This window comes from Allochromatium vinosum DSM 180 (genome assembly GCF_000025485.1).
In the GTDB taxonomy this organism is placed as follows: domain Bacteria; phylum Pseudomonadota; class Gammaproteobacteria; order Chromatiales; family Chromatiaceae; genus Thermochromatium; species Thermochromatium vinosum.
Window position 1 is genome coordinate 961,486 of the sequence record NC_013851.1, and the last position, 26,937, is coordinate 988,422.

At 60.2% G+C, this 26,937-nt stretch carries 18 protein-coding genes; 11 read left to right on the plus strand and 7 right to left on the minus strand.

The features are described 5' to 3' along the window. Nucleotides 1–507 precede the first annotated feature (507 nt). Nucleotides 508–1,770 (plus strand): group II intron reverse transcriptase/maturase, encoded by a 1,263-nt coding sequence (ltrA, locus tag ALVIN_RS04110; protein WP_223295258.1) that lies wholly within the window; start codon nt 508–510, stop codon nt 1,768–1,770. Between the two features lie 119 nt (nt 1,771–1,889). Here ltrA and ALVIN_RS16960 read toward each other — a convergent pair whose 3' ends face one another. The 3 genes from ALVIN_RS16960 to prmA form a co-directional block, all read right to left on the minus strand. After that, nucleotides 1,890–6,083 carry a P-loop NTPase family protein gene (locus ALVIN_RS16960; RefSeq protein ID WP_012970053.1) on the minus strand — a complete coding sequence of 1,398 codons (4,194 nt, stop codon included), beginning with the start codon at nt 6,081–6,083 and terminating at the stop codon, nt 1,890–1,892. Between the two features lie 380 nt (nt 6,084–6,463). Further along, complete coding sequence (locus ALVIN_RS04120; protein ID WP_012970054.1) at nt 6,464–7,546, minus strand: DUF3592 domain-containing protein; 1,083 nt, start codon at nt 7,544–7,546, stop codon at nt 6,464–6,466. A gap of 47 nt (nt 7,547–7,593) precedes the next feature. Beyond that, nucleotides 7,594–8,469 carry a 50S ribosomal protein L11 methyltransferase gene (gene prmA, locus ALVIN_RS04125; RefSeq protein WP_012970055.1) on the minus strand — a complete coding sequence of 292 codons (876 nt, stop codon included), beginning with the start codon at nt 8,467–8,469 and terminating at the stop codon, nt 7,594–7,596. Nucleotides 8,470–8,713: 244 nt separating this feature from the next. Here prmA and ALVIN_RS04130 point away from each other — a divergent pair, with 244 nt between their 5' ends. The 5 genes from ALVIN_RS04130 (at nt 8,714) to ALVIN_RS04150 (ending at nt 14,776) form a co-directional block, all read left to right on the plus strand. Continuing rightward, nucleotides 8,714–9,811, plus strand: a complete 1,098-nt coding sequence (locus tag ALVIN_RS04130) for a Re/Si-specific NAD(P)(+) transhydrogenase subunit alpha (RefSeq protein WP_012970056.1) — start codon at nt 8,714–8,716, stop codon at nt 9,809–9,811. Between the two features lie 118 nt (nt 9,812–9,929). Next, nucleotides 9,930–10,229: a proton-translocating transhydrogenase family protein gene (locus ALVIN_RS04135; RefSeq protein ID WP_012970057.1), complete on the plus strand. Its 300-nt coding sequence runs from the start codon at nt 9,930–9,932 to the stop codon at nt 10,227–10,229. Between the two features lie 12 nt (nt 10,230–10,241). Next, a complete protein-coding gene (locus ALVIN_RS04140; protein WP_012970058.1) occupies nt 10,242–11,642 on the plus strand; it encodes an NAD(P)(+) transhydrogenase (Re/Si-specific) subunit beta in 1,401 nt (466 codons plus the stop codon). 111 nt (nt 11,643–11,753) lie between these two features. Continuing rightward, entirely contained in the window at nt 11,754–13,532 is a 1,779-nt protein-coding gene (locus ALVIN_RS04145; protein WP_012970059.1) for an AAA family ATPase, read from the plus strand. A gap of 38 nt (nt 13,533–13,570) precedes the next feature. Beyond that, nucleotides 13,571–14,776, plus strand: coding sequence for an AI-2E family transporter (locus ALVIN_RS04150; protein ID WP_012970060.1), 1,206 nt, complete (start codon nt 13,571–13,573; stop codon nt 14,774–14,776). A gap of 136 nt (nt 14,777–14,912) precedes the next feature. On the opposite strand, the gene ppsA is transcribed toward ALVIN_RS04150, so the two are convergent. Further along, nucleotides 14,913–17,288 (minus strand): phosphoenolpyruvate synthase, encoded by a 2,376-nt coding sequence (ppsA, locus tag ALVIN_RS04155; RefSeq protein ID WP_012970061.1) that lies wholly within the window; start codon nt 17,286–17,288, stop codon nt 14,913–14,915. A 392-nt stretch (nt 17,289–17,680) separates the two neighbouring features. On the opposite strand from ppsA, the gene ALVIN_RS17770 reads away from it, so the two are divergent. Beyond that, complete coding sequence (locus ALVIN_RS17770) at nt 17,681–18,418, plus strand: hypothetical protein (protein WP_012970062.1); 738 nt, start codon at nt 17,681–17,683, stop codon at nt 18,416–18,418. Nucleotides 18,419–18,512: 94 nt separating this feature from the next. On the opposite strand, the gene ALVIN_RS04165 is transcribed toward ALVIN_RS17770, so the two are convergent. Further along, complete coding sequence (locus ALVIN_RS04165) at nt 18,513–19,034, minus strand: DUF7931 domain-containing protein (RefSeq protein ID WP_012970063.1); 522 nt, start codon at nt 19,032–19,034, stop codon at nt 18,513–18,515. Between the two features lie 445 nt (nt 19,035–19,479). Here ALVIN_RS04165 and ALVIN_RS04170 point away from each other — a divergent pair, with 445 nt between their 5' ends. Both ALVIN_RS04170 and ALVIN_RS04175 read left to right on the plus strand, forming a co-directional pair. Beyond that, nucleotides 19,480–20,061: an OmpA family protein gene (locus ALVIN_RS04170; protein ID WP_012970064.1), complete on the plus strand. Its 582-nt coding sequence runs from the start codon at nt 19,480–19,482 to the stop codon at nt 20,059–20,061. 236 nt (nt 20,062–20,297) lie between these two features. After that, nucleotides 20,298–21,836, plus strand: a complete 1,539-nt coding sequence (locus tag ALVIN_RS04175; RefSeq protein WP_012970065.1) for a mechanosensitive ion channel family protein — start codon at nt 20,298–20,300, stop codon at nt 21,834–21,836. Between the two features lie 5 nt (nt 21,837–21,841). Here ALVIN_RS04175 and ALVIN_RS04180 read toward each other — a convergent pair whose 3' ends face one another. Then, the gene (locus tag ALVIN_RS04180) at nt 21,842–24,295 is read right to left on the minus strand and encodes a glycoside hydrolase family 31 protein (RefSeq protein ID WP_012970066.1); all 2,454 of its coding nucleotides are present in this window, start codon (nt 24,293–24,295) and stop codon (nt 21,842–21,844) included. Nucleotides 24,296–24,474: 179 nt separating this feature from the next. On the opposite strand from ALVIN_RS04180, the gene ALVIN_RS04185 reads away from it, so the two are divergent. Continuing rightward, nucleotides 24,475–25,725, plus strand: a complete 1,251-nt coding sequence (locus ALVIN_RS04185; protein WP_012970067.1) for a lipoprotein-releasing ABC transporter permease subunit — start codon at nt 24,475–24,477, stop codon at nt 25,723–25,725. Continuing rightward, nucleotides 25,718–26,419, plus strand: a complete 702-nt coding sequence (lolD, locus tag ALVIN_RS04190; protein ID WP_012970068.1) for a lipoprotein-releasing ABC transporter ATP-binding protein LolD — start codon at nt 25,718–25,720, stop codon at nt 26,417–26,419. Before ALVIN_RS04185 ends, lolD begins: the two co-directional genes overlap by 8 nt. Here the strand turns inward: lolD and ALVIN_RS04195 are convergent. Continuing rightward, nucleotides 26,362–26,916 (minus strand): DUF2062 domain-containing protein, encoded by a 555-nt coding sequence (locus ALVIN_RS04195; RefSeq protein ID WP_012970069.1) that lies wholly within the window; start codon nt 26,914–26,916, stop codon nt 26,362–26,364. The genes lolD and ALVIN_RS04195 overlap by 58 nt on opposite strands. Nucleotides 26,917–26,937: the final 21 nt, after the last annotated feature.

Consider the following 26,937-nt stretch of genomic DNA (forward strand, 5'->3'; position numbering starts at 1 on the left):
GCGCAAAGGTGCGAGCCGACGAACAGAAATCGCATAGAAGGCTCAGTCCCCGGGCGAGTCAGCACAAGGTGACGAAGCCCGCCAGGTGCAGGGGATAGGGTAAATGCGGCGGTTGTGCACTGAAAGTTCATGTCCTTATCCGGGGAGGTCTGTCTCGCGAGCGGTCCGTGTGTCTATGGGAGTCGCACTGAGGTCTAGTTCGAAAGGGCTGGAATCGCCATCGAACCCTACGGGTGCTGTGGTCGCCAGGGGAGCCGGACTGAGGGCCAGCGCGAAAGCGCCGGAATCACCACCGGACCCTACCGTGACTCGGACAGCGCGTCGGGCGGCAACGCTCGGCGTGACGGGACAGAAGTCAGCAGAGGCCATAGTAGCCGAGCGAGCGTGGAGCGCTCGCCCGACGAAGGGCCGAACATGAGAAGCCAAGGCGGAGCCGTGGATTGCTCGCATGCGTTGCTGAACCCGCCCGGGGGAGACGTGAGGCGGCGTGATGCCACGCAGCCAGCCTTGCACGATGACCTGATGGAGCGGGTGCTGGAGAGCGAGAACATGCGACAGGCATGGAGGCGCGTGAAGTCCAATCAGGGTGCGCCTGGGATCGATGGGATGTGCATCGAGGACTTTCCCGAGTTTGCACGTTCGAGCTTGCCGGCGATCCGCCAAGCCCTGCGTGAGGGTACCTACCGGCCACAGCCGGTCAGACGGGTGACGATTCCCAAGCCGAACGGTGGCGAGCGACTGCTCGGCATCCCGACGGTGATGGACCGCGTCATCCAACAAGCCATTGCGCAAGTTCTGGGACCGATCTTCGATCCAGGGTTCTCGGATGCGAGTTTCGGCTTTCGACCAGGACGCTCTGCCCATGGAGCATTGAGGCGGGTACAAACCTACATTGGTGAAGGCTACCGCATCGCGGTTGACTTGGACCTGGCGAAATTTTTCGACACGGTTCAGCACGACGTCCTGATGGCCCGCGTGGGTCGGAAGGTGCGCGACAAGCGGCTGCTGGCCTTGATCGGCGACTATCTGCGGGCGGGTGTCTTGGTTGGAGGAACCCTTGAAGCAACGGAGATCGGCACGCCGCAGGGTGGGCCGCTGTCGCCGTTGTTGGCCAATATCCTCTTGGATGATCTGGACAAGGAATTGGAGAGACGGGGGCACCGGTTCGTGCGCTACGCGGACGACCTGCTGATCCTCGTGCGCAGCCACCGCGCGGGTGAGCGGGTGATGGCGAGCGTGTCTCGCTATTTGACCGGAACGCTCAAGCTGGTGGTCAACGAGCAGAAGAGCCGTGTGGTCAAGACTGACGCGTGCAAATTCCTGGGATTCACCTTCCGGGGTAAGAAGCGGCGTTGGTCCAAGCGCGCCTACCAAGACTTTCGCCACCGTCTGCGCAAGCTGACCGGACGGAGGTGGGGCGTGTCCATGGACTACCGGCTCCAGAAGCTCTCCGCATACGTCCGCGGTTGGATGGGCTACTTCGGCCTCTCGGACTATTACCGGCCCATCCCCGAGCTGGATCACTGGCTGCGGCGGCGTGTCCGCCTGTGCTACTGGAAACAGTGGCGCGGGGTGCGCAATCGTATTCGCCACCTGCTGGCCCTGGGCACACGGGCACGGACCGCGATCTGGACGGGCATGAGTTCCAAGAGCTACTGGCATCTGTCTTGCTCGTTGGGCACGCAAACCGGGATGACCAATGACTGGCTGAAACGCCAGGGCTTGATCAGCATTCGCGATCAGTGGATGAACGCGCATGGCTATGCCTGAAATCGTCGTGTGCTCCCTTCGTGTGAACCGCCTAGTGCGGACCCGCATGCTAGGTGGTGTGGGGAGGGCGGGCTAAATACCCGCCCTTACCCGATTATGTGTTTTCATGACGCTAACTTCTACTGGATGCCTTTAATAATAGGTCTAATTTCGCCTTTTATATGACCATTTTTTAAAGTATAGACCCCAGAAAGTTCAAGCCATTGCGAAAAATGCATTCCACTAAATGATGTTCCATAAATATTCTTTTCACCTAGGCAAGTCCAAAATATTGACAACTTATTTTCCTTTAGAAATCTCTGTAAAGCGTCTTTCTTAACAATCAAGTTTGAAGGTCCACCGTCTATGACGGATAGATCCAACACAATCACTTCGCCAGTTTCACTCAACCATTCGCCAATATTATTTGAATACTGCAAATTCATTTCTAAAAACATTAACCTTCGAGGTGATAGATACGATGGTTGGTTTTCATAATCCGCACCCGATTCCCAGATATGCCTTTCTGCTGTAGGCAAAACATGCGCAATCACATTATCTCTATTTTCGTCAAGAACATCTTCCCAGCCATAACCGCCGTAATATGGCTTATCAAAATATTGGTAAGCTGGTGACCAATAATATTCACGACTAAATACCTGATAACGATCATGGCTTTCAGGGAACCAGCGCCCCATGAAATGTTGAGCATTCAAATAAGCAAGCAATTCTGCCTCATCCTCTTCTTTTACAAAGTAGCTTCTTATCTGATACCAAAGATGTTTTCGAGGATAGTTGTATTTATCTTGGCCTATGGGCACAGGCTCTTCCCACGAAAGATCATTCTCTAAAACTATCCATTCATGAGCCTTTGAATCAGTTAATGGAATTATATCTTCTGGATTGAGCAAATCACTGTCGCGGACTAACCACTCTTCATTCTTATAGTTCCAATCACTATATTTATGCTTAACCGTTATAGGACTGCATGCATTATCTAAAGGACGAATTATTACGGTTGGATCAATATTTCTTACAAACGGATTCCAAGGACCTTGAAACCATACATATTGTTTGTCATCACCCCAGCGTGTTGATTCATCGATCATCTTATGATTATCAGAAATACGTGCTAAAACCTCATATAGAGCAATCCATTGGTATTTTTTTCCGATCCTTTCTGTTTTATTTTTATGTCGGTCACCACTACTCGCACGCCTGTCAAATTTTCCGTGTTTCTCAACATCATATCCATATTCTTCAAAAATTATTTTACAAGCATAATTACTTAAATCATTTGGGTCGAAGTCACCCCAAGCATGTAAAGCACTTTGAAATGTGTAGCGACCAAAATCTCCGTAACTACACATCCCACGGCCATATTCAGTGACCATTGAACTTAATATTGAATTTTGTCCCCAATAATAATCTTTGAATTCTTTGGAGTTATAGTCGTATCGATAAGCGTCGATTTCTTCATTAGCTGGAAAGGTCGTAGGGAATGAACTCTTATATGGTGGACGAACTATTGAAATATCATCAAGCGAAAACCGTTCTTTGTAGATTCCAAACTCAACAATGTTTCTTGCATAATCCCTCACCAATACATTCACATATACTTCTTCAGCCCTAAAAATGGTTTTTACAATATACTGAGAGAGTGTATCAATATCGCCAAGTTCGTCTGAGCGCAAAACTGCCCCATATGCTGCAGCAAAGATGCGTTCATAGACATATGGATCATTAACTTTTTCAAATTCTGACAAAAGGCTAGTTATTATTTTTATATTATTTTCGAGTAAGACGATAAGAGCCTTTGTAGCTGAATCTCTAAAGGAAATATTTGTACTTGTAAAAATCCATGCCAATGCTTTAGCTGCTAATAAGCGTGATTTATCTGATAAATACGATTTGTCCTCATCAAGCGCGGCCCAGTCAATAAGCCTAAACATTGAGGTTTCACGGTTATCTTGATTATGAATATAGGTTGTCCAAAAACTATCTCTGTCAGGCAATGAAAACTGCATTAAATACTTATGCAACCTGTCTGCATTGTAAAAGTGTTCTGGATCTAATGCGACGGAATAAACCATCTGGAAGAATTGGTCAAAAGATTCTACATAACGCAAAACATGCTCATTGACATATGTAATTGTCTTATCTTTTATGGTTCCTGGGTCTCTCCAAATCAGACTATATATAAATGAGTTAATAATATTTAGATTGTCTTTACGCTCATCATCAATCAATTCATACAGCTCATAACCAGTTCTTTCTGGTATTTGAATAGCAAAGGCTTCCACAATTCCCTGGCTGGCGGATGATTTTTCAACATAGTGATAGAGTCCACCACCTACCTTAAAGAGTGATTGCAGGTCGTCTTCCGAGTATTTATCGAGCAGATACGACACGGTAAGATGATCATCAAGTCGTTCATACGTCAAGTAAACACCTTCTTCATACTCGTTATTTTCTTTCCAGAATAAGTTTTTTGAAAGAACACCTTCAGAAATAAGTGCGTCAAGAAAGCGGCGTTTACTACTATATTTTGACAATGTATTGTCTGCAATCTCGAAGGCATTCTCGTAATTGATATGGTCTAAACTTTGTTCAAGTTTATATGCAATGATTTTATGAACGACCTTTTTGATAAGGTTTTGCGTGGACGGAAAATCAAAATAATTTGGATGGGATAGTTTTTCATTAATGCTATTAATAAAAAACTCAATGACGCTGCTGATTCCGCCATATCCTTTAGGGATTTTTGTTAAATTAGATCGGTTTAATCCTTCACAAAATAATCTAAGAAATAACGGATTACTAAACTCAGGGTTAAGTAATGGTACGCTTGGCTGCTCGATACCATATTGGGCAAAGAAAAAACTGGATGCTTGATATTCAATGCTTTCAAACCCATTATGCCTCAATATGGTCATTTTCTCGTTAGTGAGAATTTCTTTTGGTATCAATAACTCTTTGTAGGAAGAGCGAATACTCAGAATCAGCCCTATCCATGGATAGTTTTTGAAAGCAGATACAAAACCATTAATATGGTCACGCCAAAAATATTTACCCCTTCCTTCATTAATCGCATCTATGATAAATAGCAGCCTTTCTCCTTGTGCTTCAGCTTTGGCATTTAGCGCGCCCAGAAGTTGTTTTTCATTACAATCAAGCCGGAGTAAACTTCTTAGGATTTGTGTCCATGGAGGCTCTTCAGATGTGAAATGCTGACCTAAAAGCAGAATGCAGGATTTGTTGGAATTGGTTCTGTTTAAAGCAATATCAGCCAACAAATGCGATTTACCGATCCCCGCCGTGCCAGAAAGAAGGGCAAAAGGATTATTCGATAGCTTTAATATTGGGCTGTGGATAAAGTCAATGAAGTCATATATAGCTCCCCATGCTTCATTGATGTGGTGTTTTGTGTAGTCACGGGAATCATTTTTTTCTACATTTTTATTTGTTTGATCGTCGCAATTTGCTAAAGACCTCTTTATAGTATCTATACCTCTTTCCAATGAATTAATATCAATTAAAGACAACTCTTTATTCTGAGACAGCGCGAATTGATACTCAATATCCGATATGGACTGCTTTATTTCTTTGATTTCATTATCAACTCCCAAGCTACTTAAACTACTTGCTGCTTTGTTTATACTTAGTATCAATTCATGAAATTTGTGTTTAACAGCTTCTCGGTAGATATCATTTTTAGAAATTGCATCAAAATACTTTGCAATCTCTAACTCAATGTTAAGCTCAGGTGTATATCGTTTACCTAGATTCTCAATGCTTGTATTTACCTGGCTTTTAAACCAACTGTCTGAAAAATCATCTTGAGAGAACCAAAATAATTTTCTGCCAGCGTGTTTTTCTTGTGAGAGTCGATAAATTAGTTCAGAACTACCCCAGTATTCAAAGATAATATCTCTGCCTTGTGATTTGACGTAATCTGCCCATGCTTTTGTTTTTTCATTCCATCGATCCATAAACCAAGTTTGCTGCTCTCGTCTTGGATCTTGTCTATCTAATGGAATACAAATGAAATATTTTTTGAGCCTTGGGTGTGTACTTAGTGCTGTTTTAAAGGAATCTTCTACCTGATTCCATTGGGAAGTACCCATTGAAGAAAAATATTTTGCTTGCCAACCATACTCATCACCATTTCCTAATACACAATAAGCTTCCACCCCTCCATCAGGAGCCGCTACACGATAAAATTCTTTTCTACCTTCAATAGACTCTTCTCGTGCTAATTGGCAGACCAACTCCTCAAAAGCATTATTCTGAGAGTTATTGAATGATTTGATATCCTGCCATCTCAATGTCATATAACTCCATAAGGTATTTTTTCACATAACCAGTGATTGGATAGTTTCGGGCTAACCTACCACACGAAACGCAGCCTTGGCAATGCAGCCGTGGATACTGGCAACTCTGCGGGATAGTATCCTCAAAACACATGTTATCCCGCAGAGTGCTGCCCATACGGGAGATCCCTATAGCCAAAATAGCAGATTTTTCTTCGAGTTTATCGCTCGGATAGATCGAGTAAAAGCCTTGATATGAACACGGCGACGCTATTCAGGATCGGTCATTGCAAGCGGCAAGCCTCGAATAGCAGTCGACGTCGAAGCGTCGCCGGTAATGGACCGAAAAACCACTGCAATGACGCCGTGTAGTTTGTAGCAACCAGCCGAAATCTGCGGATTCACCGCGCAGCGGCAAGTATCGGTTCGATCAAATAGACCGACCCAAAACGCTCAGGATGCGCTAAGACCTTGATCGTCCGATGCCGCTGTCGACGATTGTGCAGCGTGGCGTAGAGGCTCGGGTCGGCAGGTACGGCGAGCCGTTTGCGTTCGACGAGACCCCGGAAACGATATTCGACCTTGCAGAACACCGCGCCCCGCCCGCCGCGCCGCAGCGACTCGATCGCCGCATCGACCAACACACCCTCGGTGAGCAACACGCGGGCAAATCGCCGCCGCCACCAGACATAAACGCCAAACGAGGGCAGGAACACGAGCGTGATCGCCCCAACGGGGAGAAGGATCGCGTTGGGATCGATGGGGGTCGTTCGCATCCCCACCAGCCGATTCAGGGACGGGTCGCGGGCCATGTACTCGACCGGGGCGAGATCACCGGGTCGAAGCTCAGTGTGGTCCGCGAAGCTCATGGAATGCAGATCGGTGGTGCCGGCGACCGCCTTGAACCGATAGCGCGTCTCGAAATAGCGACCGTTGTTGCGGTCGTGCTTCTCCTCGACGGACGTGACCGTGGCCAGGGTCGTGTTCACCGGCCCCTGATCGATGATCCGATCGGCCTCGGCGGCACTGAGTACCATGTAGCTCAACAGCGCCAACATGATCAGCATGAGCGGCAGCAGGAGCGCGATCGCCACGCGGGCCGCAGGCGGAAACAGACCGTTCCAGATCGGGGCCAGACAGGCCGACTCGAAAGGGCGCGGCGGCGGCCGCTCCAGATAGGCCGCCAGTCGCCCGCCGCCGTCGCTGAAGGATTCGGACAGGGCCGGAAAATCGATCTGTTCCGGATCGATGTATTCGAGCACCCGGCTGAGCTTGAATGCCGCCACACCCAGCGCGACGACGAGCAACACGACCAGGAGCGTCGCCGCCATCTCCGCCGGACTCCCCCAGCCGCCGCCGAGCCTGTCGCGCTCGGCCGCCAGCAGCGCCAGCCAGACAACGGCCGGCATCAAGGCCGCCACGGCCAGAATCAATCCGAGGATGTAGCGTTGTTTGTCGCCGGGCTTGGGTGCCTGTTCAGCCATCGCCGTCTATCCTCGGAGTGCGCCTCAACCTGGGGCCGGATTCGCGATCATCGCCGTCCCGAGATCAAGGCCCAATCGTCGCGGATGCGCGGCGCCGCCAGCCTCACGCGCTCAACATAGGCGGCACTGACCGACTCGACCTGCTCGGTGAGCACGCCCGAGAGCACCAGATCGCCGCCCGGAACCAGCATCGCACTCAGACGCGGCGCCAGCGCGATCAGCGGGCCGGCGAGGATGTTGGCCAGCACGATATCGACGCTCGGATCGGTGAACGACTCGGGCGCGAAGATCTCCAGCCGATCCAGCACGCCATTGGCCTGCGCATTGTCGTGCGTGGCCGTGAGCGCCTGGGGATCGTGATCGACCGCGATGGCGCGCGCGGCGCCGAGCTTGAGCGCAGCGATGGCCAGGATGCCCGAGCCGCAGCCGAAGTCGAGCACGGTCTTGCCGGCCAGATCCGCGCCGTCGAGCCATTCCAGACAGAGCGCCGTGGTCGCATGATGCCCTGTGCCGAAGGCCAGCCCCGGATCGAGCGCCACGACCACGCCCTCGGGATCGCCGGGCGGCTGACCATGCGGACAGACCCATAGCCGCCGACCGAAGCGGGTCGGCTTGAAGGTGTCGAGCCAGACGCGCTCCCAGACCTGATCCTCGATGCGATGAATGCGCGGGCGCTCACCGAGACGCGCGGTCAGATCCAGCGCCAGTCGCTCGACCAGGGCGGCGCTCTCCGGATCGCTCTCGAACAGCGCCGTGAGCGTGACCACCGACCACAGCGGCGTCTCGCCGGGACCGGGTTCGAGCTGCGGCTCGTCGCCCGCGTCGCCGAGCGTGACCGAGAGTGCTCCGGCCAGTTCCAGATAGTGTTCAAAGTCGTCCGCCTGATCGCGCGGAACATCAAAGGCAAGTTGTAGCCAGGGCATGGAGTCGGACCGGGGTTGAGGGGCAGCGGTGAAGAGGCTGGATTGTAGCCTGTTCGGCTATCGGTGTTCAGTGCCGCGTCGATCGCCCGGCCGATGCCATGCCATCGACAGGCATCGCGACCGTCAACGAAACACCGCGAAGACTTCGGTATATTAACAAGTTGCGATCGACCAAGGCGCTCGGGATAATGCGCGAATTTTGCCGCCCAGGGGGTGGCGCACCACAACAGGGGCGAATCGATTGATGAAGATTGGAATCCCGTTGGAGACACGCCCTGGTGAGACGCGCGTAGCGTCGACCCCGGATGTCGTGAAGAAGCTCGTCGGTCAGGGCTTCGAGGTCGTGATCGAGGCCGGCGCCGGGGTGCGTGCGGGCTATCCGGACGCCGACTACGAGGCGGCCGGCGCCCGCCTGAGCGACCGGGCCGGCGCCTATGACGTCGACCTGCTGCTCAAGGTCCGCCGGCCGGATGAGGCCGACGTCGAGGCCATGCGTGCGGGCGGACTCTACATCGGTCTGCTCGAATCCTGCGGCGAGGATGCGATCCTCCCGAGCCTGCTGGCGAAGGGGATGCGCGTCCTGGCGCTGGAGCGGATGCCCCGTACCTCGCGCGCCCAGTCGATGGACGTGCTGTCCTCGCAGAGCAACATCGCCGGCTATCGCGCCGTGATCGAGGCCGCCGCGCGCTATGGGCGCTTCCTGCCGATGATGATGACCTCGGCCGGTTCGGCCAAGCCGGCGCGGGTGGTGGTGCTGGGCGCGGGCGTGGCCGGACTCCAGGCGATCGCCACCGCGCGTCGCCTGGGCGCGGATGTCTACGCCTATGACGTGCGCCCCGAGACGCGCGAACAGATCCTCTCGCTCGGCGCCAAGCCGATCGATCTCGATCTCGGCGAGAGCGGCGCGGGGGAGGGCGGCTATGCCAAGGAACTCTCCGACGAGGCCAAGGCGCGCCAGCAGGCCGCGCTCGCCGACGAGCTGGCCAAGGCGCATGTCATCGTCACCACGGCGCTCATTCCCTGCCGCCGCGCGCCCGTGCTGGTGACGGAGGATGTCGTCCAGCGCATGCGTCACGGCTCGGTCATCGTCGATCTGGCGGCGGCCAGCGGCGGCAACTGCCCGCTCACCGTCGCCGATGAGATCGTTGAGCGCCACGGCGTCACCCTGGTCGGTCTGACCAACTTCCCGGCCCTGGTCCCGGCGGATGCGAGCGCCTTCTATGCGCGCAATCTGTTCAATCTGATCGAGATCATGGTCGAGCGCGGCGAGTCCGGCCCCCAGCTCAAGGATCTGAGCGCCGACGACATCACGGCCGCCATGCTGATCCAGGCGGCGTCCTGAACGAGTCTCGTCCCCCAAACCCTTCTCCTGCGAGGGGAGCGGGGCTAACAGCATTCCGGCAGGCCGCGCGCCTCTCGTTCTCCCGATGCGCGCCCTGCCTCATACAGGAGTCACACACATGCCCGAGGCACTCGATCCCTCGTTGATCGCCCTCTATGTCTTCGTCCTGGCCTGCTTCATCGGCTACTGGGTGATCTGGGGCGTCACGCCCTCGCTGCACACGCCCCTGGTGGCGCTCACCAACGCCATCTCCGGCATCGTGCTGGTCGGCGCGCTACTGGTCGCGGGCGATCCGCAGGCCGGTCTGCTGGTCCAGTTCATCGGCTTCGTCGCCGTGCTGCTGGCCTCGATCAACGTCTTCGGCGGCTTTCTGGTCACGCACCGGATGCTGTCGATGTTCAAGAAGAAAAAGAAGTAAGGACGGACAGCGATGGAATTCACGGTCAACCATCAGGCGCTGGCCTATCTGGTCGCAGCGATCCTGTTCATTCTCGGCCTCAAGGGGCTGACCCATCCGGCGAGCGCGCGGCGCGGCAATCTCTACGCCATGTTCGGCATGGTCATCGCCATCGTCGCCACGCTGCTGGCGCGCGAGGTGCAGTCCTACGGCTTCATCATCGCCGGGATCGCGGGCGGCGCGATCATCGGGGCCGTCGTCGCCCTGCGCATCCAGATGACGGCCATGCCGCAACTGGTCGCGGCCCTGCACAGCTTCGTGGGTCTGGCGGCGGTGCTGGTCGGCATCGGCACCTTTCTGCATCATCAGCACCTGGGGCTGCTCAACGCGGTGCTGATGGGCGAGATCTCGGCCGGAGTCGTGATCGGCGCCATCACCTTCACCGGCTCGGTCATCGCCTTCGGCAAGCTCCAGGGGCTGCTCTCGGGCGCGCCGGTCAAGTTCGCCGGCCAGCATCTGCTCAATGCCGTCATCGGCGCGCTGACCATTGCGCTGGCGGTGCATTTCGCCATGACCGGGAGTCTGCTGTCGCTGGCACTGATGACGGTGCTGGCGCTCGTCATCGGCGTGACCCTGATCATCCCGATCGGCGGGGCGGACATGCCGGTCATCATCTCGATGCTCAACAGCTACTCGGGCTGGGCGGCGGCGGCGACCGGCTTCACACTGCACAACAATCTGCTGATCATCGTCGGCGCCATCGTCGGCTGCTCGGGCGCGATCCTGTCCTTCATCATGTGCAAGGCGATGAACCGCTCGATCATCAATGTCGTCTTCGGCGGTTTCGGCTCCGACAGCAGCGCGGGTGAGAGCGCCGGCGCTCAGGCGGCGGAGCAGGGCATCAAGTCGGCGGCGGTCGAGGACGCGGTCTACTGGATGGAGGACGCGGGCAAGGTCATCATCGTGCCCGGTTACGGCATGGCGGTCTCGCAGGCGCAACATGCGCTCAAGGAACTGGCCGAGCTGCTCGGGGCGCGCGGGGTCGAGGTCAAGTTCGCCATCCATCCGGTCGCCGGACGCATGCCGGGGCACATGAACGTGCTGCTGGCCGAGGCCGACATCCCCTACGATCAGGTGCTGGAGATGGACGAGATCAACCCCGAGTTCCCCGGCACCGATGTGGTGCTGGTGGTCGGGGCCAACGATGTCGTCAACCCGGCGGCCAAGGAGGACAAGTCGAGTCCCATCTACGGCATGCCGATCCTGGAGGCCGGACGCGCGCGTCAGGTCTATTTCCTCAAGCGCTCGATGCGTCCGGGGTATTCGGGCGTCGACAATCTGCTGTTTTATCAGGACAACACCTATCTGGTGTTCGGCGACGCCAAGGACACCATCGAGGGCATGAATACGGCGCTCAAGGGCGGCGGGCATTAGCCGGTAGCGGTGCGTTCGCCGGTCACGGGGCGAGGCTTCGTGACCGGCGACTCGCCTCGGCGCGCCATCGGCTATAGTGTGCCGAGTGCAAGGCGCGTGGAGGCTTCCAGTATGCGATTTCCCTATGGTCTGAGCGATTTCGGCACCCTGATCGAGGGTGGGTATTGGTATCAGGATCGCACCGATCGCCTCGCTGACCTGGAGTCCACCGGGCGGCAGTTGATCTTCCTGCGCCCGCGGCGCTTCGGCAAAAGCCTGCTGTTGTCGATGCTGGAGCACTATTACGATCTCAACCGCGCCGAGCGGTTCGAGGCGCTGTTCGGCACGCTGGCCGTCGGGCGGAATCCCACTCCGCTGCGCAATCAATATTTTGTGCTCAAATGGGATTTCTCGCTGATCCCAGCCTATGGCGAGATCGCCGACATCGAAGCGGCCGTGCATCAGCACATCAATGATCGTCTCCGCGACTTCGAGCGGCGCTATCGCGACCGGCTACCCGAGCCGATCGCCATTCATCCCGACAACGCGCTCTCCTCCTGGGAGTCGGCGTTGAGCCTCCTCTCCCAAACCCCGCACAAGCTCTATCTGTTGATCGACGAGTATGACAACTTCGCCAATGAGGTGTTGATGGCGGATCGTCCCGGCAGTCAAGACCGTTACCAGACGCTGTTGCAGGGCGAGGGGCTGTTCAAGAGCGTGTTCAAGGCGGTCAAGGCCGCCGCAGGTGGGTTGGGGCTGGATCGGGTGTTCATCACCGGGGTTTCGCCGATCGCGCTCAGTGACATGACGAGCGGCTACAACGTCGGCGAAGACATCTATCTGTTGCCCCGGTTCAATGATCTGTGCGGTTTCACCGAGTCCGAGGTGGCGGCCGTGCTGCGGCAACTGGCGGAGAAGGGCGGCGATTGGTCGGCCGATGAAGTGCTGGCGACCATGCGCACCTTCTACAACGGCTATCGTTTCAGCGAGGGAGCTTCGGAGAGCCTCTACAACCCGACCCTGAGCCTGTATTTTCTCAAGTCGCTGGAACAACAGGGCCAGTATCCACGCCGGATGCTGGATGAGAATCTGGCGATGGATCGCAATAAGCTGGTCTATATCGCTCAGTTGTCTGGCGGCGAGGAGCTGCTGGTCGAGGCATTGAGCGGTGAGGACCGGGTGCTGGTGCCGGAACTGGTGCAGCGCTTTGGTGTCGCCGATGTGCTGGCGGCGGTGAAGGATCAGCCGTTCATGGCGTCCTTGCTCTATTTCTTCGGCATTCTGACGCTGGCGGGTCTGACACCTTTCGATGAATGTCGTCTGCGCATCCCCAATCTGGTGGCGCGCGGACTCTATGTCGAGCGGCTGCGCGAGCGCTGGCTGCCGCTGACCGATGGTGCACGCGAGCGACCGGAGGCCGTGCGCGCGCTCGGTCAGCACGGCGACCTGACCCCGCTGGCTGAACTGATCGAGCAGCGTTATTTCCGGGTGCTCTCCAACCGCGACTATCGCTGGACCAATGAGCTACTGGTCAAGTTCGCCTTTCTGACTCTGCTGTTCGACGATCGGCTCTACATGGCGGTGTCGGAACTGGAGACCGAGCGCGGGTATGTCGATCTGGCGCTGATCGTGCGACCGGATAAGCGCCGTTTCGAGGTGCTGGATCTGCTGCTGGAGTTCAAGTATCTGAGCCTGAAGGAGCTGGGGCTGAGTGGCGAGCAGGTACGCGAACGGTCGCGTGAGGCGCTCGCTGAACTGGCGCCCGTGGTCAAGAAGCTTGACGAGGCCGAAGCCCAGGCGCGTGTCTATGGGGCCACCTTGAAGGCACGGTATGGATTTCGGGAGCTGCACGCCTTTGCCGTGGTCGCCTTGGGCGTCGAGCGGCTGGTGTGGCGTGCCTCGACACTTTGAATCCACCGTAGAACAAGTGTTAGCGAGTACGCCTCCCAATGACCCAGGACACCCTGACCAAAGCCACCGTCATCCTGATGACGCTCGCGATCTCGGCGCTCTTCCTCGCCATGATCCAGCCGTTTCTGATGACGCTCCTGCTCGCCGGGATCTTCAGCGCTCTGGCGCGTCCGCTCTATCTGCGACTGCAAGCCCGGCTCGGCTGTAGCGAGTCGATCGCCTCGCTCCTGACGCTGCTGCTGATCGCGGTCATGGTGCTGATCCCGTCAGTGTTCCTGATCACGATTCTGATCGGTCAGGCGCTGGATGTCAGTGAGCTGATCTCGATCTGGGTCCGGGGTGTCATCGAGGATCCGACCGACTTCCTGGCCGCACTCCAACATCTGCCCTTCTATGACGAGGTCATCGAGCATCGCGGCCTGATACTGGAACAGGCCGGGCAGGCGGCGACCCTGGTCAGCAAGTTGCTGGTCGACTGGGTGTCGTCGGTGACGCTCAAGACCGTCAACTTCGTCTTCCTGACCTTCGTCTTGCTCTACAGCCTGTTCTTCCTGCTGATGGACGGACCGAAGTTCATCCTCAAGCTGCTCTACTATCTGCCGCTCCATACGCGCGACGAGCGCCTGATGCTCGACAAGTTCACCTCGGTGACGCGCGCCACACTCAAAGGGTCGTTTCTCATCGGCGTCCTGCAGGGCGGTTTGGCGGGGATCGCCTTCGCCGTCGCCGGGATCGACAATGCCGTCTTCTGGGGCACGCTGATGGCGTTGCTTTCGATCATTCCGAATGTCGGTGCAGCGCTGGTCTGGATTCCGGCGGTGATCATTCTCATCGCCCAGGGCGCGGTGCTGACCGCAATTCTGCTCGCGCTCTTCTGCGGTCTGATCGTCGGCAGCCTGGACAATGTGTTGCGCCCGATCCTGGTCGGCAAGGACACCCGGATGCACGAGCTGATGATCTTCTTCAGCACGCTTGGCGGTCTGCTCATGTTCGGTCTGCCGGGACTGTTCATCGGGCCGGTGATCGCCTCGCTCCTGATCTCGATCTGGGAGATCTATGGCGTCGAGTTCGCCGATGTGCTGCCTGAGGTGGACGAGTCGCTGGTCGGGCCGACCGCGCCGAGCCGGCCAGAGCACGCGGCTGGTTGCGATGAGGAGGCGGCGCCCGACGAACCGGCACAGGCGCCGGCATGTGAATCGGATTCCAGCGTGTCGAGTGAATCGAATTCGCCGCCCGACACCTGACTCCGGGCGCTTGGCGCGTTACCGTCGTCTCCTCGGATCAGGTCGAGGCAACCATAAAAAATCCCCCGTGAGGGGGATTTTTCGTTTAGCCGATGCCGCGTCGACCGGGAAAACCGGGGCGGCGCGGGGCGCCGGCTCAGAGCGTCTTGGCCTGCTCGGCCAGATAGAGCCAGGTGTCGATCACGGTGTCGGGGTTGAGCGAGATGCTGCTGATGCCCTGCTTGAGCAGCCAGTCGGCGAAGTCCTTGTGGTCCGACGGACCCTGACCGCAGATGCCGACATACTTGCCCTGAGCGCGGCAGGCGGCGATCGACATCGACAACATCTTCTTGACCGCCGGATCACGCTCGTCGAAGTGCTCGGCCACCAGGCTCGAATCGCGGTCCAGACCGAGCGTGAGCTGGGTCATGTCGTTGGAGCCGATCGAGAAGCCGTCGAAATACTCCAGGAACTCTTCAGCCAGCACAGCGTTGGACGGCAGTTCGCACATCATGATCAGGCGCAGTCCGTCCTTGCCGCGCTCCAGACCCTGTTCGGCCAGCGCCTCGGTGACGGCCTTGGCCTGACCCAGGGTACGCACGAAGGGGATCATGATCTCGACATTGGTCAGACCCATGTCGTTGCGCACGCGCTTGAGGGCCTCGCATTCCATCTCGAAGCAGTCGCGGAAGTTCTCGGCCACGTAGCGTCCGGCGCCACGGAAGCCGATCATCGGGTTCTCTTCCTCCGGCTCGTAGCGCGGACCGCCGATCAGGTTCGCGTATTCGTTGGACTTGAAGTCCGACATGCGCACGATGACGGCGCTTGGCGCGAAGGCGGCGGCGAGTGTGGCGATGCCCTCGGCCAGCTTGGCGACATAGAACTCGCGCGGGCTGGCATAGGCGGCGATGCGCGGGGCGATCTGCGCCTTGAGATCCGCCGGCAACTGGTCGAATTCGAGCAGCGCCTTGGGGTGGATGCCGATCATGTTGTTGATGATGAACTCCAGCCGCGCCAGACCAATGCCCGCGTTGGGCGTGGCCGCGAAGGCGAAGGCGCGGTCGGGATTGCCGACGTTCATCATGATCTTGACCGGGATCTCGGGCATGGCCGACAGTTCCACGGTCTTGTACTCGAAGTCGAGCTGGCCGTCGTAGATGAAGCCGGTGTCGCCCTCGGCGCAGCTCACGGTGACGGGCTGACCGTCGACGATCTTGTCGGTGGCGTCGTTACAGCCGACCACGGCCGGCACGCCCAGCTCGCGGGCGATGATGGCCGCGTGACAGGTGCGACCGCCCCGGTTGGTGACGATCGCCGCCGCGCGCTTCATGATCGGCTCCCAGTCGGGATCGGTCATGTCGGTGACGAGCACGTCGCCCGGCTGGACCTTGCTCATGTCGGCGATGCTCTCGACGATGCGTGCGACACCGGCGCCGATGCGATTGCCGATACTGCGCCCGGTCGTCAGCACCGGTCCCTTGCCCTTGAGGATGTAGCGCTCGATGACGTTGCCGGTGCGGCTCTGGACCGTCTCGGGACGCGCCTGGACAATGTAGAGCTTGCCGTCGGTGCCGTCCTTCGCCCACTCGATGTCCATCGGGCGGCCATAGTGCTGCTCGATCAGGATCGCCTGCTTGGCCAGTTCATGCACCTCGTCGTCGGTGATGCTGAAACGTGGACGCAGTTCCTCGGGCACCGGCTCGGTCTTGACATGCGCATCGTGCTCGGGATCGCTGTAGACCATGCGGATGGCCTTGTCGCCGACGGTTCGGCGCAGGATCGACGGACGACCGGCCGCGAGCGTCGGCTTGTGGACATAGAACTCGTCCGGGTTGACCGCGCCCTGGACCACCATCTCGCCCAGACCATAGCTGGCGGTGATGAAGACCGCATCGCGGAAGCCCGACTCGGTGTCGAGCGTGAACATGACGCCCGAGGCCGCCAGATCACTGCGCACCATGCGCTGGATGCCGGCCGACAGGGCGACATGACGGTGCTCGAAGCCCTGATGCACGCGATAGGCGATGGCGCGGTCGTTGAACAGCGAGGCGAAGACTTCCTTGATCCGGTGCTTGATGTTGTCGAGCCCGTGGACGTTGAGGAAGGTCTCCTGCTGACCGGCGAAGGAGGCGTCCGGCAGATCCTCGGCGGTCGCCGAGGAACGCACCGCCCAGGACACGTCGTCGGTTCCGGCCTCGGCGGTCAGTTTGGCGTAGGCTTCATCGATGGCCGCTTCCAGGCCGGCCGGGAAGGGCTGTTCCATCACCCAGCCGCGAATGCGCGGGCCGGCCTCTGCCAGTGCGGCGACATCGTCCACGTCCAGCTCATCGAGTACGGTCTGAATGCGCTCGTCGAGTCCATCCTTGGCCAGGAACTCGCGATAGGCGTCAGCGGTGGTGGCGAAGCCGCCGGGAACGCTCACTCCGAGATGGGTCAGGTTCTGGATCATCTCGCCGAGAGAGGCGTTCTTGCCTCCGACGACGGGGACATCGTCCATCCCGAGGTCGCTCAGCCAGCGGACGTAGTCGGTCATCGTTGTGCTACTCCAATCTTTGGAAAAGTCTGTATTTCAAAGGTATCCGGGCGGTGCGGTCCAGCGGAGTCTGGACCCATCCAGGCGGGCGGGTCGGCGTGGGCCACGGTGGGGGATCGGGTCGAGCCGCCCCGAACGGGTGATCGTCGGTTGCAATGACCGCATAATAATCTAGAAAATATACCCCAGCCAGACAGGGTGCGTCCCGAGAGTCCATCAATCCTGAGCATTGAACCGCACTGGATTGGCGGTTGCCGTTGCGCGCCTGGAGTCGCTTCTGGCGCGGACACCACATTCTTGTCTTGAACCAGCGGGTCCATTCAGGCAGCCTAGGCGCGCCTAGCCGTATCCAAACCGATCCAGTCGATACTCGAACCGAGAGGAAGATCCAAATGAGTGAAGAATTGCCTGGCCTCGCGCAATTGCGAGCCATGCTGGGGGCCAGCGACAACAGCCAGCTCATCGTGCGTGGCGTGGCGATCGTCGTCGCGGTCGGAACCTTCTATGTCGTTTCCACCGAAGCGCTCTATGGCGATGCACCGCCGCTACCGCAGTCTCAGGTTGAAGCCAATATCGCTCCGATCGGCACTGTGGCGCTGACTGCGCCGCCGGCCGCGCCGGCACCCGCCGTCGAGGCGGCCCCAGCGGCTGAAGCGGCGCCGGCAGTCGAGGAAGCCGCTCCGGTCGCTGAAGAAGCCCCGGCAGTCGAGGAGGCCGCTCCGGTCGCTGAAGAAGCCCCGGCAGTCGAGGAGGCCGCTCCGGTCGCTGAGGAAGCCCCGGCAGTCGAGGAAGTTGCTCCGGTCGCTGAGGAAGCTCCGGCAGTCGAGGAAGCTGCTCCGGTCGCTGAGGAAGCCCCGGCAGTCGAGGAGGCTGCTCCGGTCGCTGAGGAAGCCCCGGCAGTCGAGGAGGCCGCTCCGGTCGCTGAGGAAGCCCCGGCAGTCGAGGAAGTTGCTCCGGTCGCTGAGGAAGCCCCGGCAGTCGAGGAGGCTGCTCCGGTCGCTGAGGAAGCCCCGGCAGTCGAGGAGGCTGCTCCGGTCGCTGAGGAAGCCCCGGCAGTCGAGGAGACCGCTCCGGCTCCCGTCAAGCGTCCGATGCCGGCTTGGATGCTGCACATGACTCCCCGTTCCTAAGCGAGTCCGCTCCGCTATGCAGGCCGCGCGCTCCAGGCGGGCGCGCGGCCTGTTCATCCCTCCCGATGCTGTCAGCTCCATCGGGCGCCAAGCCTCAGATGAACAGCTGGCGCAACTCGGTGTCGGCACTGCTGCGTTCCCAGCGTTCCTCGAACTCCAGTCGCCAGCGCCGCGCAGACGGTGAGTCGTCGTAGTCGGCGATCGCCTCCATTCCATCGGCCAAACGACGACGGACATAGCCGGTGGCATCGACGATGAGCAGGGCGTCGAGCGACCCCTGATCCTCGTCCGCCACGCGCTGGATGGCGATGCGCGAGGTCAGGCGACGCGCCAGCTCGATCAGCCGATGCCCGTCCTGAGCCGCCGCACGTGGATCGGACAGCAAGATGCGCACACACAGTCCAGGGCGAGCGAGCGCAAGCTGCTTCACGGCTTGCAAAAAAAGTGTCTGGTCATAGATGGCTGGTTCGAGCCTGGGATCATGGATCAACAGTTCACGCCGCGCTTGAGCCGCCAGATGGGCACTGACCCCGGCGATCTCCTGACTCCGCGCGAGTCTCAGACGCCCGCTATCGACCCCCAGGGTTCTCGTGAATGTTTCGTTCTCGTTGGACATGGCCGCTCCAGGTCAGCCGAGCCGGGACGATGCCGGATACATACAGATCTTGCTCATGCCGCTCAGACCCGACTGGCTGGCCACTACGCTTGTTGCAGATATGTAACGCATTTGATTTGAATCGAACCCGGCTCTCACATTGATTTTTGCACCCTTAGTCAGCGATGCATGTTGCGTTTGCACAGAAATCGTTGTAAATATGTCGCGACTTTATAAAAAAGTTGCACTTTTGCTCCTCTTGTGGGCTAAAATGTCTGTGTCAAAACGACCGGCCCCGATTTGGGCCGCGTCTGCGCTCCGACCATTTCGCCAGTGAGATTCCCGAGGCGGAAAGATGGCTTAGCGTTAGGGATCATGAGCGTTTTTTGCAACTGACCTGTATTTCGGCTAAACCACGGGTTCTCCGATTCGATCATCTCCACCACCTCAACAGGAAGCCAAGAAGATGCGCAAACAACCTCTTTTCAAACGTCTTGCCGCCCTGGCCGCTCCGCTCGCAGTGGCCGCTGCCCTGTCGGCTCCCGTGGCCGTGAGCGCCAACGACTACAACATGGAGCACTTCTGGTCGGCTCAGCCCGAAGGCACGGCTTGGGTGACGGGTTATGGCGAGTGCTGGCAGAGCCTGCATGGCGCCGGCGATCTGGAGCCCTGTGTCGCCGCCGCCGCGCCTCCGGCTCCCAAGGAGTTCACCGTGCGTCTGAACTTCGAGTTCGACAAGTACCGCATGGAGAACGTCGTCAATGATGGCGAGCTGGCTCGTCTCGATGACTACATCGCCCAGGTCAAGAACTCCGAAGTGCAGGAGCGCATCTCGCTGACCGGCCATACCGATGCCAAGGGTTCGGATGCCTATAACTACCAGCTCGGTCTGCGTCGCGCCCAGGCCGTTCAGGATTACATGATCAGCCGTGGCATCTCGCCTCAGGACATCGTCTCGGTCGAGAGCCGTGGCAAGTCCGACATGCTGCCCGGCGTCGACATCTACTCTGTCGAGCAGCGTCGCGTGCGGATCAACGCAGATTATTGATCATTGATCCAGTCCCGATCGGGCGCGCTTTCGCCGATAGCGCTGACGGCGCGCTCGATCCTCCAGGCATCCGCCGCGCTGTTTGACGGCCCGATGCCGAGTCCTCTCCCCGAGTTTGCAAGTCCAATGAGCCTCATCCCCCCCGACTGGGGCTTATGGCGGGGCCGGTCACGCCTGCGCGTGATCGGCCTTTTTTACATCCGCGCTCATCTCCTGACTATCCGCCGATCTGAACGATGTCTTTCGAGTCCCTGGTCGAGCCGAACTGGTGGATCTGGCTGGCGGCCATGCTGCTGTTCACGCTCTGGCGTCTCGGCTCCGGCCTGCTCCAGGGGCGCTGGCTCGCCGAGCGGCTGCCGATCGTCGCGGCGGCGCTGGATCTGGTGCTGTTTCCGCTGGTGCTGCTGGGGCTGGGTGTCCTGACCGGTCTGGCGGCGCGCACCCTGGGGCTGGATGGCGCGACGGCGTCGATCCGCACCGCGACCCTGGCGCTGGTCTATGTCGCCGGCGGCTGGCTGGTCGCGCGTCTGATCGAGTCCATCCTGGCGGCCCGGACCGAGGCGTTGTCCGAGCGCATCCCCAAGCTGATGATGGGGCTGATCCATGGCGCCTTCATGTTCGTCGGGTTGGCGCTGTTTCTCTGGAGCCAGGATGTCTCCTTCACCGGCGTCTGGCTGTCGACCGGCGTGGCGGCGGCCGTGCTCGGTCTGGCCCTGCAGCGTACCCTGGGCGATCTGTTCTCCGGCATCGCGCTCGGCATCGAGCGTCCGTTCAGTCTGGGTGACTGGATCGAACTGTCGGACGGCACCGTCGGTCAGGTCATCGATCTGAACTGGCGCGCCACGCGGCTGCGCGGCTGGGACAATGCCACCCATGTCATCCCCAACTCGCGCATGGCCAGCGAGTCGCTCAAGAACCTCCACGACGACCAGCATCTGTTCGCGCCCTGGTATTTCGTCAAGATCCCGGCCGAGGTCGATCCGCGTTTCGCCAGTGCGCTGATCCTCGATGCGGCCATGCGCTGCGAGTCGGTCCTGAAGTTTCCGCATCCCATCGTGCGTCTGGCCGATGCGACCACGGTGCCCTACAGCTATATGGTCTGGGTGCATCTGCGCAACTATCCGGCGATGTTTCGCGGGCGCGAGGAGCTGTTCCGCGAGATTCACTGGGCCTTGCAGCGCGCCGGGATCGGTCTGGCGCCCGAGGTGCGCGAGATGCGCACCCGGCGTGCCCCAGAAGTCCAGACCGAGCCGCCGACCATCCTGCTGGCGCTCAAGGGACTCGACATGGCCGGCCTGCTGACCTATGAGGAACTCGAACAGATCGCGGCGCGTGCCGTCTATGCCTACTTCGACAGCGGGCATGTGATCCTGGCCGAGGGTGCGATGAGCGATGCCTTCTATGTCATCGTCGGCGGACTGGTCGAGGCGGCGATCACGCTTCCCGATCGCACCCGTACCGTGACTGAGGTGCTGGCGCCCGGCAGCCATTTCGGCATCACCACCATGCTGGCCAACGAGCCGTCGTTCCTGGAACTGCGCGCGCGCAGTGACGTCAGCCTGATCCGCATCGATCTGGAGGTGGTGCGCACACTGCTGGCCAATCGGCCCGAGCTGGCCGAGCGGTTGGCGCGCATCGTCAAGGAGCGCGTCGACGCCGCCGATGCCGCACGCGCGGCCAGTCGTCAGCCGGTCGGGCGTCTGAGTCTGCGCGACATCCGGCAGCGCATCGAGGGTCTGCGCCTGCGTCACCCGCGCGCGCCGCGCCGGCTCTGAACGGTTCAGACCGGAACCAGACGATGCCCCTGACCATCATCGTCGATCCGCACCTCAGCCGCCTGGAGCTCCGCATCCCAGCGCCAGTCCTCGACCGGCGTCTCGTCGAGCATCAAACCGGCCGGCGCCTCGGGCAGATGCAGCCGCAGGATCAGAGTCCGCGGCGCCGGCTGATAGTCGCCACGCCGTGCCGCCAGCGCGAACACCGCCCCCCGTGACAGCGGCGCGATGCGGCAATCGGTCTCGGCGAGCGCGCCGTCCTGATACTCGAAGCTCTCGCCATCGTCCTCGATCAGCGTCCAGAACCCTTCGGCCTCATCGTCCGGGTAGATCTCCAGCATGAGTTCGCCGAGCGGCTCGGCGGTCGACTGACGGACGTTGCCCAGGGTGATGACCGAGCCGCCGCGCACCAGGACCGGCATGGCTCCGAGCGGGGCGTCCATCACCAGCGCCGCAGGACCGACACCGATCCGCGCTCCAGAGCGGAAGTCGTACCAGCAACCGGGCGGCAGCTCGACCAGGCGTCGTTTGAGTCCGGGCGCACGGATCGGAGCGATCATCAGCTGCGGTCCGATCATGATCTGATCTTCGATCGCATAGAGATCGGCCTGATCGGGGAAGTCGAACAGTAGCGGACGCCACCAGGGTTCGCCGCGGCGATGAGCACGATGGGCGAGGGTGTAGAGATAGGGCAGCAGCCGATAGCGCAGTTCGATGGCTTGGCGGGCGACGGATTCGATCTCGGGGCCGAACGACCAGGGTTCCTGCGGTCGGCTGTCGCGATGGGCATGCGCACGCATGAAGGGATGGAAGGCGCCCAGCTCGATCCAGCGGCCATAGAGCTCGCCGAAGCTGTGGCCGTAGAAGCCGCCGATGTCGACGCCCACATGCGGCGCGCCGCACAGACCCAGACTGGCCAGTTGCGGCAGGCTGGTCTCCAGATCCTCCCAGCGCGCGCTGTTGTCGCCCATCCAGCTCGCCGCCCAGCGCTGGGTGCCGACGAAGGCCGAGCGCGTCAGCACCCAGGGGCGGCGCGCGGGGCGCAACCGCTCCAATCCTTCCCAGGTCGCGCGGGCCATCAGGTGTCCATAGAGGTTGTGGGTCTCGGCATGGAGCGCCTCGCCCTCGTCGCCCTGACGGACCGCGAGCGGGATCGGGAACTCGGTCACGCCCGGCTCGCGATAGGGACGGTCGACGATCGACGGCTCGTTCATGTCGCACCAGAGTCCGTCGACGCCGAGCTCGATCAGCGAGCCGTGCAGATCGCCCCACCAGTGGCGGGTGCGCTCGCTGCAGAAATCCGGAAACAGCGACTCGTCGGGCCAGACCCAGCCGCTGAAGCGCTCGCCATCCGGCCTGCGCAGGAAATAGTCGCCTGCCACGCCGGACTCGGCCACGCTGTAACCCGCGCTCAGATCGTGCTTCACGCCCGGATCGACGATGGTGACGGTACGGATGCAGAGCGCCTGGAGCGCCGTGACGGTCGCTGCCGGCTCGGGAAAGCGCTCGCGATCCCAGGTGAAGACCCGATAGCCGTCCATGTAGTCGATATCGAGATGGATCGCGTCGAGCGGGATGGCGCGCTCGCGGAACCCCTCGGCGATTGCGCGCACGTCACGGTCGGTGCCATAGCTCCAGCGCGACTGATGGAAGCCGAGCGCCCACAGTGGCGGCAGCAGCGGGCGGCCGGTGAGGCGCGTGAGCTGTTCGACGACCGCCGCCGGAGTCGGTCCGGCGAGGATGTAATAGTCCAGCTCGCCGCCCAGCGTGAAGAGCGTGAGCACGTCTTCGTATTCGCGCCCGACGTCGAAGCCGCTGAACCAGGTCGAGTTCAGCAGCAGACCCCAGGTCAGCCCCGGACGCACGGCCATGAAGGTCGGCTGGGCCTGATAGAGATTGTCCTCGCCCAGACCATGACCGGGCGCGGCACGATCGACCGTCCAGTGGGTCAGGCGTCGATGACGGCGGTCGAGCCGTCCGTCACGCTGGCCGAAGCCGAAATAGCCCTCGTCCGGGGCCATGCGCTTGCGCACCCCGACCCCGATGCGCGCTTCGCCGGGGGGCAGTTCGGTATCGGGCAGATGTTGCAGGCCGGTCTCTTCCAGGGCGACCTCACGCCAGCCGGGTGCACAGAGATCTTCGGCGAAGGGGCGTCCGTCGGGTGTCGCGAAGCTGACGGCTCCGGAACTTAGATCGAGTCGGGCGCTCAGACGCTCGGTCTCCATCCACAGCCGGCCGTCCTCCTCGTGCACCGAGAGCCCGGCCGGCGGCAGCTCCAGGACCGGACTCCAGGGACGGGGCGCGGCGAACCGTCCGCTGGGCGCGAAACGCAGACGCAGGATGTCGGGCGCGACCGCCTCCAGACGCAGGAGGCCGTGTTCATGACGGGTGACGCAGGCCGTGGCCTCGCTGACCCAGTCCAGGGCAGGCATGGGCGGTGCGAGCAGTGGATCGTCCATCGCGGGTTCCTCATCGAGTATGGGTCGACGGCTGTCCGGAGACGGGCACCGACTGTAAAGACCGATAGGATGTGATCGATTATTCAGTATCATGCCGCGCGATCCAAGCGTAGATGTACGCCCGGATCGCAACGGCGGATCGTCTTTCCACTTCGTGCCTGTGGTTAAATGCCAACCCTATGTTCCATCCCTTGTCACTCTATATCGGCCTGCGCTACACCCGCGCCAAGCGCCGAAATCACTTCATCTCCTTCATCTCGGGCACCTCGATGGTCGGGATCGCGCTGGGGATCGTCGCCCTCATCGTCGTGCTGTCGGTGATGAACGGTTTCCACAAGGAGATCCAGCAGCGCATCCTGGCCATGGCCTCGCATGCGACCCTGTCCGATCCCTATGGCGGCGGCATCGCCGACTGGCCGCAGGTGCTGGAGCAGGTACGCGCCCATCCGCGCGTGGTCGGTGCCGCGCCCTTCATCGAGATCCAGGGGATGCTGGCCAGCGGCGCGCAGGTGAGCGGGGCGGTGGTGCGTGCCATCGAGCCGGTCGAGGAGGACGAGGTCGCGGATCTGCGCCGGCACATGGTCAGCGGCTCGGTCGACGCGTTGGTCAACGGAGCGTTCAACATCATTCTGGGCCAGGATCTGGCCAACTATCTCGGCGTGGGGCCGGGCGACAAGGTGACGGTGGTCACGCCCCAGGTCAGCTCGACGCCGGTCGGGGTCATGCCGCGTCTGAAGCGCTTCACGGTCAGCGGGATCTTCGCCGTCGGCATGGCCGACTACGACCGCAACGCCGCCTTCATCCACCTGGCCGATGGCGCACGCCTGATGAGCCTGGGCGAGGCCGTCGGCGGGGTGCGGCTCAAGCTCGACGACATGTGGCAGGCGCCGCGTCTGGCACGCGAGATCGCCTATGAACTCGGCGGCGTCTATCGTCTGGTCGACTGGACCCAGGTCCACAGCAATTTCTTCAGCGCGCTGGCCATGGAGAAGCGGATGATGAGCATCATCCTGTTTCTGATCGTCGCCGTGGCCGCGTTCAACATCGTCTCGACCCTGGTGATGGTCGTCACCGACAAGCAGTCCGACATCGCGGTGATGCGCACGCTCGGTATCTCGCCGGCGCGGGTGATGGGCATCTTCATGGTCCAGGGGACGGCGATCGGCCTGATCGGCACCCTGGTCGGTGTGGTCGCCGGTGTGATCCTCGCGTTCAATGTCGAGTCCGTGGTGGCCGGGATCGAGAGCCTGTTCGGTATCCATTTCCTCGATCCGGACATCTACTACATCAGCGAGCTGCCCTCGGACGTGCATCTGGCGGACGTGCTCAGCATCGGCGGCGGCGCCTTCCTGATGTCGGTCCTGGCGACCCTCTATCCGGCCTGGCGCGCGGCCAAGACCCAACCGGCGGAGGCGCTGCGTTATGAATGAGTCGACGTCAGTGCTGGAGGTCCGGGATCTGGTCCAGACCTTCCGTCAGGGGCCGCAGGAGGTCCAGGTGCTCAAAGGCGTGAGCTTCCGCATCCAGGCCGGGGAGCGCATCGCCATCGTCGGCGCGTCCGGCTCGGGCAAGAGCACGCTGCTGCATGCGGTCGGCGGGCTGGAGCGTCCCACGTCGGGGAGCATCCATTGGGGCGGCGAGGACATCGGCCGGCTCGGCGAGGCCAAGCTCGGACGGCTGCGCAACCGGCATCTCGGTTTCGTCTACCAGTTCCATCATCTGCTGCCGGAGTTCACGGCGCTGGAGAACGTGGCCATGCCGCTGCTGATCGGCGGCGCCGCGCCGGCCGAGGCGCGCGAGCGGGCGACACAACTGCTGGAGCGCGTTGGATTAGGCCATCGCGTCACGCACAAGCCGGGCGAACTCTCGGGCGGCGAGCGCCAGCGCGCGGCCGTGGCCCGTGCTCTGGTGACGCGTCCGGCCTGTCTCCTGGCCGACGAACCGACCGGCAACCTCGACCGGCACACGGCGGCCGGGGTCTACGAGCTCATGCTCGAACTCAACCGCGAGATCGGCACCAGTCTGGTCATCGTCACCCATGATCCAGAGCTGGCCGGGCGTCTGGATCAGATCTGGCGGCTCGACGACGGGGTCTTGTCCAGCGCCTCGAACAGCGCACGATAGCGCGCCCGGCGGCGTTCGAGCTGGCGCGCTACGCGCCAGCGCCAGAGGATTCGGATCGTCACATAGCCGACGAGTGCGCAGACGCTCGCACAGATCAGACAGCCGACCAGCATGGGTTCGAGTATTTCGAGCCAATGATGCCAGTCCAGCCAGAAGGCCGCCTCGAAACCGCCCGGCTGGAGGCCGAGCACCCGGCAGCCAAGGATATAGGCGAGGTAGTACATGGCCGGCATGGTCAGTGGATTGGAGATCCAGACCAGGGCGACGGCAATCGGCAGATTGACCCTCAGCCAGATGGCCAGCGCGGCGGCGATGAAGGTGTGGCCCAGTGGCGGCAGGTACATCACGAACAGGCCGACCGCCGTCGCGTTGGCCACTGAGCGCCGATTGAGGTGCCAGAGGTTGGGATCGTGCAGCAGGGTGCCGAAGATCCCCACGAAGCGATTGCCATGCATCTGCGCCTGGGTTGGCATGACCCGTTTGAGCCACTTTCTCACGCGTTGTACTCTCTCGATTGG

Excerpts from the sequence above, each read along its gene's own strand:
- ALVIN_RS17770 (WP_012970062.1), top strand. The coding sequence starts at position 17,681 with ATGAGTGAAGAATTGCCTGGCCTCGCGCAATTGCGAGCCATGCTGGGG.
- ALVIN_RS16960 (WP_012970053.1), bottom strand. The coding sequence starts at position 6,083 with ATGACATTGAGATGGCAGGATATCAAATCATTCAATAACTCTCAGAAT.
- ppsA (WP_012970061.1), bottom strand. The coding sequence starts at position 17,288 with ATGACCGACTACGTCCGCTGGCTGAGCGACCTCGGGATGGACGATGTC.
- ALVIN_RS04140 (WP_012970058.1), top strand. The coding sequence starts at position 10,242 with ATGGAATTCACGGTCAACCATCAGGCGCTGGCCTATCTGGTCGCAGCG.
- prmA (WP_012970055.1), bottom strand. The coding sequence starts at position 8,469 with ATGCCCTGGCTACAACTTGCCTTTGATGTTCCGCGCGATCAGGCGGAC.
- ALVIN_RS04120 (WP_012970054.1), bottom strand. The coding sequence starts at position 7,546 with ATGGCTGAACAGGCACCCAAGCCCGGCGACAAACAACGCTACATCCTC.
- ALVIN_RS04175 (WP_012970065.1), top strand. The coding sequence starts at position 20,298 with ATGTCTTTCGAGTCCCTGGTCGAGCCGAACTGGTGGATCTGGCTGGCG.
- ALVIN_RS04165 (WP_012970063.1), bottom strand. The coding sequence starts at position 19,034 with ATGTCCAACGAGAACGAAACATTCACGAGAACCCTGGGGGTCGATAGC.
- lolD (WP_012970068.1), top strand. The coding sequence starts at position 25,718 with ATGAATGAGTCGACGTCAGTGCTGGAGGTCCGGGATCTGGTCCAGACC.
- ALVIN_RS04170 (WP_012970064.1), top strand. The coding sequence starts at position 19,480 with ATGCGCAAACAACCTCTTTTCAAACGTCTTGCCGCCCTGGCCGCTCCG.
- ALVIN_RS04150 (WP_012970060.1), top strand. The coding sequence starts at position 13,571 with ATGACCCAGGACACCCTGACCAAAGCCACCGTCATCCTGATGACGCTC.
- ALVIN_RS04130 (WP_012970056.1), top strand. The coding sequence starts at position 8,714 with ATGAAGATTGGAATCCCGTTGGAGACACGCCCTGGTGAGACGCGCGTA.
- ALVIN_RS04185 (WP_012970067.1), top strand. The coding sequence starts at position 24,475 with ATGTTCCATCCCTTGTCACTCTATATCGGCCTGCGCTACACCCGCGCC.
- ALVIN_RS04145 (WP_012970059.1), top strand. The coding sequence starts at position 11,754 with ATGCGATTTCCCTATGGTCTGAGCGATTTCGGCACCCTGATCGAGGGT.
- ALVIN_RS04180 (WP_012970066.1), bottom strand. The coding sequence starts at position 24,295 with ATGGACGATCCACTGCTCGCACCGCCCATGCCTGCCCTGGACTGGGTC.
- ALVIN_RS04135 (WP_012970057.1), top strand. The coding sequence starts at position 9,930 with ATGCCCGAGGCACTCGATCCCTCGTTGATCGCCCTCTATGTCTTCGTC.